The 5,727-nt window shown below is 39.3% G+C and carries 4 protein-coding genes and 1 pseudogene; 3 read left to right on the top strand and 2 right to left on the bottom strand.

Annotation, left to right across the window (positions count from 1 at the left end; all coding sequences use genetic code 11):
* The first annotated feature begins 116 nt into the window (after window positions 1-116).
* Window positions 117-323, top strand: coding sequence for a hypothetical protein (locus FFR48_RS24660; RefSeq protein WP_137669188.1), 207 nt, complete (start codon window positions 117-119; stop codon window positions 321-323).
* On the opposite strand, the gene FFR48_RS24655 is transcribed toward FFR48_RS24660, so the two are convergent.
* Window positions 302-721 (bottom strand): cupin domain-containing protein, encoded by a 420-nt coding sequence (locus FFR48_RS24655; protein WP_137669187.1) that lies wholly within the window; start codon window positions 719-721, stop codon window positions 302-304. The genes FFR48_RS24660 and FFR48_RS24655 overlap by 22 nt on opposite strands.
* 775 nt (window positions 722-1,496) lie before the next feature.
* Window positions 1,497-3,443: a phosphodiester glycosidase family protein gene (locus FFR48_RS24650; RefSeq protein WP_137669186.1), complete on the bottom strand. Its 1,947-nt coding sequence runs from the start codon at window positions 3,441-3,443 to the stop codon at window positions 1,497-1,499.
* A 239-nt stretch (window positions 3,444-3,682) separates the two neighbouring features.
* On the opposite strand from FFR48_RS24650, the gene FFR48_RS24645 reads away from it, so the two are divergent.
* Entirely contained in the window at window positions 3,683-5,299 is a 1,617-nt protein-coding gene (locus FFR48_RS24645; protein ID WP_137669185.1) for a type I restriction-modification system subunit M, read from the top strand.
* A 40-nt stretch (window positions 5,300-5,339) separates the two neighbouring features.
* Window positions 5,340-5,615: pseudogene (locus tag FFR48_RS24640) on the top strand (DUF2887 domain-containing protein); the annotation flags it as partial.
* Window positions 5,616-5,727 lie beyond the last annotated feature (112 nt).

Below are 5,727 nucleotides of genomic sequence, written 5' to 3'. Positions count from 1 at the left end.
ATCATGGAGGTAGGTGATGGCGGACATCCCACAGATGATAATCGAGCTACATCGCACTGAAGAACATGAGGAGGGATGCTACTCAGTAACACTAGCCGTTCTTTTCTGTTTCAAGCTTGAGACGGCATTCTAGATTTCTGAATGTTGCTGGAGTAGAGACCACAGCACTTCCGTTCTTCTTGTTACCGGTCACCAGTCACCAGTCACCAGTCACCAGTCACCAGTCACCAGTCACCAGTCCCCAGTCACCAGTCACCAGTCACCAGTCCCCAGTCACCAGTCACCAGTCACCAGTCACCAGTCAATTATCACTACGAGCGTAGTCATCTTGGTAGCGAATAATATCATCTTCTCCTAAATATTCGCCGTTTTGAACTTCTATCAAAACCAAGGGAATAACACCCGGATTTTCTAAACGATGAACTGTACATTGTGGTACGTAGGTTGATTGATTGTTACTGAGTAAAATTTCACTCTCACCACACACGACTTTAGCAGTACCGGAAACAACTATCCAGTGTTCACTGCGGTGATGGTGCATTTGCAAACTGAGGCGATGTCCTGGTTTAACTTCAATACGTTTAATTTTATAACCTTTACCTTCTTCTAAAACTGTAAACGAACCCCAAGGACGCATTTCACTGGCTGCTATTCCTTTTGTGCTAATGCTTGCACTTAAAGATAGTGTATTATTTGTGACTTTTTCAGTAAGTTGAGCCATAATGACCTCGTTGTACAATGTACAAAATTTTAAGATTCTTAATATTTATAGGACTTACGCAAGATTGGAATAAAAACCTGATTCTTGCGTAGGGGTAATTCATGAATTACCCCTACTTTGGTTCTGTTTTGCGTAAGTCCTGATTTAGTGAAAAAATTTAATGAACTTTTTAAGAAATAAAATTAATCCATTAATTTCACTGTTATTACCATAGCAAAGATAACTCCGATCAAGTACTCCTTAATTATTCAAAATCAGCTTTCTACATTAATTCTTCATGAATGAAATATTAACTTATTCTCAACTTTAAATAGGGCTTGCTGAAAAAGTTATTTGTGAGGGGACGGGAGTATGGCTAATGTCACCACTATCAAGGAGTCAGGAGTTTAAGGAGTATGGCTACGCCACGCTTACTTTGACTGCGCTCAGTACAAGTCGCGAACAAGGAGTTTTTTTGATTTGGAAATTGTGCAAACACCTGTCCTGAGCCTGTCCTGAGCGAAGTCGAAGGGCGAAGTCGAAGGGCGGTGTCGAAGGGCGGTGTCGAAGGGCTAACAAAGTGCAAGCTTTCTGAGTTTCACAGTACCTAAAACCTTGCACAATTTTAATTTTAATCATCCTCAATTCCTTGATTTATCTAGGTTTTACATTTATTCAGCAAGCCCTAAATATGAACAAGTTTATTATCCTGCGACAATATGTAAATGCAAAACTTAATAATATCTATTCAGAAATATTATTGAAAATTTTGCATTTTTTACGTGGGATTGACCGTTTATCTATGGTTAATAAAGATACCTATACCGTTATGAACACGGGCGGCTGTATTTGGTGAACGGTCGAGTAATTGCCCTCCCAAGTATAAACTTGTGGAACTACCACCGTCGAGGTTGAGGGCGTTAACACATCCCATGACCTGCATTAGTTGGGCGTGTTCTGCTAGGGTGGGTCCTAGTCCTCCGGCGCGGTTGTGGACTGCTGCTATGATTAAATTACCTGTACTGGTGGTACAAATGGCACTGCGGGCGGCTCTTTCGATGATAAAGGCGTTGCTAAATTTCTCACTTTGAGCATCGAGGACTATTTGGCGGTTTTGGATTAAAAGCGGACCTGCGCCGATAATGTGGGGGTAACGGTTAAAGTTAGCAGAGTTAGTGGAACTGGTAATGTTAACTTTTGTGCCAATAGATAATTTTGCGGCGTTGCTGGTAGCAGTACCCCGTAAAGTGAGGAGGTAGCCGTCTTTGGGGATGGGAACAGGGGTGACACCTGCTTTACCTCCTGGTGTTTGGTTGGTGATTTGGTTATTTTGAACTGTGAGGATAATTTCGTTATTTAGTAGGGGTGTGTAAGTTTGTCCCCAGGTGGGTGTATAACGAGCGATGCCGTTTTGTACGTAGGCACTGTTTAGGAAGAGTATGGGTAGGGTTTGGTTATTACTGGTGTTTAAAGTTTCGTTTAAAGTGAGACGACCAAAATAAAATTCTCCGTTGTTATTCCAGGCGATCGCACCTCTATTAAGTATGGGTCCTGATAACCATTGATTGTCTCTTTTAACTGCCCCTAGTGGTAATTTATTATTGCGGTTAAAATAACCACCATTAATTCCTGCTACTGCTAAATCCCGTTGTGCTGTTTGGATTAAGGGTGCTATACCTGTTTGACTGTCCAGACTAGAAGATATTGGTTTTAAAGTTAACCCAGCTTGACGGGGGTTAATTTCTAGCCAAACGACGGGAAACCTATCCTGACCTACATTTATAAATCTTTGTTGCCAGCGTAATCCCTGATTCCAGGTAATATCCTTTGTTACTAAAGCATCTGGGATAATGTCAACGAGTAAACGATTAGGGTTAGCTAGGGTAGTAATGCGGGGAGATGAACCAAAGGGAATACTGAGAGTAATCCTAGTTTGATTATTAGTTTGATTATTAGTTTGATTATTTACTGTTTCTACTTTTTGGATCAGTGCGTCCGGGTCTGGTGTGGTTGGTAGTTGTTTTCTTTGGTCTGGTGGTGTGGTTGGGGGTTGGGGTGGATAACGTTGAATTAAGCTATTATCAGCCATACTATCTAGGGTGATGATCCATTCTCGGTTGGGTGGTGCTGGAGGTGTAGAAGTGAGATTTTTGGGATCTGCTGATTTTCTAATGATTTGACCTGGTGCAGCTTTCCAAGGTGTGGGACGATCTAAATCAAAGACTAGGCGATCGCCTGTAGGTCTTTTCCCCTGACGAATATTATTGATTTTCGCGGGAGGGGTAGAAATTACTAGCTGATTTCCGTTAACTTGGATTTGCCAGCCGTTGGTTTGGGCAAAATTAGAAATATCTAAATAACGATATCCAGGAGAAAATTTAGCTTTGAGGGTGGAAGATGATGCAGAAAACCACTCTATTGGTTGCAGTTCAGGATTCGTGGTATTTAATAAATCTATTCCTATTAATTGCCTGAGTGCAGCATCACTAACATAAGTGCTTACAGTTCCCGACGTTCCTGGTTGTTGTATCCAAGCACCTGGTAAATTTTTACCATTGAGAAAAATTTGATTACCTGATAATAGTGTTGGTAGTTGAGAAATCATCAGGGGGAGAGATTGAGAACGGATGGGAGATAGTTGAGCGTTAGTAGTATCAGCAACAAGTAAACTAAGTGCTGTTACTAGCATTGAAGACACAGAGTAGAGGAAAAATCGCAGTTTGTTCATTTCGATCATGAGCATTTTTACTATTCGTCAGTTTTGGGGGAATAGGGAATAGGGAACAGGGAGTAGCAAGAATTGAGTTTTTACCCAGTCACCAGTCACCACTGGCCAAAATCCTAGATCCAAATATCAGCAAAAATTTTGCTATTTTCCTTGATATATTTATACAAACCAGTTTAAATTAGTCCATTGTCCCAAATAAGCACTTTTGCGAGTATTACAGATTAATCTACCTTTAATTTTATATTTATTCACTCATGGCTAAAGTAAAAACCACTAAAACCGATAACGAAACCTTAGAACAAAAGCTGTGGAAGTCGGCGGACAAGCTACGGAAGAACATGGACGCAGCCGAATATAAGCACGTTGTTTTAGGGTTAATTTTCTTAAAATATATTTCCGATTCCTTTGAGGAATTACACCAAAAATTAATAGAGGGTGAAGGAATCTATGCAGGTGCAGACCCAGAAGATAAAGATGAATATATAGCCGAAAATGTGTTTTTTGTCCCAGAAAATGCTAGATGGTCTTATTTACAAGCCAAAGCCAAACAGCCAGAAATTGGTAAATTTGTAGATGAGGCAATGATTACCATTGAAACAGAAAACACCCAATTAAAAGGAATTTTACCGAAAGTTTACGCACAACAGAAATTAGATAAAGCCTCATTAGGAAGTTTAATAGATTTAATTGGTAGTTGTAAATTAGTTAAAGATGAAAAAAGCAATGTTGAACAACTAGATTTAGACTTAGAACAGAATGCAGCCAAACTAAAAGGTGATGTTTTAGGACAAGTTTATGAATATTTCTTAGGAGAATTTGCCTTATTAGAAGGACGCAAGGGAGGACAATTTTACACCCCAGAAAGTATTGTTAAATTATTAGTAATAATGATAGAACCCTATTCTGGGAGAGTATTTGACCCTTGCTGTGGTTCGGGGGGAATGTTTGTTTGGAGTGAGAAATTTATCGAAGCACACCAGGGAAAGGTTGATAATATTTCTATTTATGGACAAGAAAGCAACGAAACTACCTGGCGTTTATGTAAGATGAATTTGGCAATTCGGGGGATAGATACTTCTCAAATTAGATGGAATAATGAGGGGTCATTTTTAAATAATGCTCATCCAGATTTAAAAGCCGATTTTATCTTAGCTAACCCTCCCTTTAATGATAGTGACTGGGGAGGGGAATTATTACAAAATGATGGACGCTGGGTATATGGTAAACCCCCCGTAGGTAATGCTAACTTTGCTTGGGTACAGCATTTTATTTATCATTTAGAACCTACAGGAAGTGCTGGTTTTGTGTTGTCTAATGGTTCGTTATCTTCCAATACTGGAGGAGAGGGAGAAATTAGACAGAAGTTAGTAGAAGCTGACTTAGTAGATTGTATTGTCATGTTACCAACTCAGTTATTTTATAATACTGGGATTCCGGCTTGTTTGTGGTTTATTAGTCGTTATAAAAATGTTAAACAGAATGGGAATAAAAACCGCAGTCGAAAGGGTGAGGTGTTATTTATTGATGCTTCCGAAATGGGAGAAATGATAAATCGCCGCAATCGGATTTTAACAGATAATGATGTTAATAAAATTGCTGATACTTACCATCAATGGAAACTGGAGAAGGGGAATTATCAAGATATAAAAGGTTTTTGTAAATCAGCAACTATTGAGGATATCAAAAAACATAATTTTGTGTTAACACCGGGGCGGTATGTGGGAATACCTGATGTTGTGGAGGATGGAGAATCATTTCAGGAATTGATGGAGAAATTAACGCTGGAGTTGGGGGAACAAATGCGAGAGGGGGAAGATTTAGATAAGGAGATTAAGGAACAGTTAGCCAAGGTGGGGTTTAGAATTGATTAAAAAATATAAGATAGACCTAACCCCCCTTTTACCCCTTTCCTACAAGAGAGTATTTGCAGAATCTCATTTATATTTCTACCGTAACCGTTCTAGATTTAGTGACTGGCAAGGAGTTATAATATATCCATCTCGCAATATAGAACAAAGTGATATTTACCCCCATCGTGGATTGCTAAATAGCGAACAAATTCATAGAATATATTTAGATGAATTGGGAGATATTCAACAATTACCTGTATGGGTAGGGTTAATGGTACTGACGACTTTAAAAGAAAGTCAAGCACCAGCAGCAACTAGGTATGGTTTGCTGAATAAACCTAAAACCTTGATATATCAAAGGTTAGAGGCTGATAAACACAGAAATTAGTGCAAGGGTTTTGAAGGGTATACCGGAAAAAGTGTGCATTTTTTGGGATTTCAAGAGATAG

The organism is Sphaerospermopsis reniformis, from assembly GCF_005402885.1.
Taxonomy (GTDB): domain Bacteria; phylum Cyanobacteriota; class Cyanobacteriia; order Cyanobacteriales; family Nostocaceae; genus Sphaerospermopsis; species Sphaerospermopsis kisseleviana.
The sequence above is the reverse complement of the archived record's forward strand: the minus strand, read 5'-3'. Positions and strand labels throughout refer to the sequence as shown.

Bases quoted from the DNA above. Each gene is read 5' to 3' on its own strand.
- FFR48_RS24655 (WP_137669187.1), bottom strand. From the start codon at position 721: ATGGCTCAACTTACTGAAAAAGTCACAAATAATACACTATCTTTAAGT.
- FFR48_RS24650 (WP_137669186.1), bottom strand. From the start codon at position 3,443: ATGCTCATGATCGAAATGAACAAACTGCGATTTTTCCTCTACTCTGTG.
- FFR48_RS24645 (WP_137669185.1), top strand. From the start codon at position 3,683: ATGGCTAAAGTAAAAACCACTAAAACCGATAACGAAACCTTAGAACAA.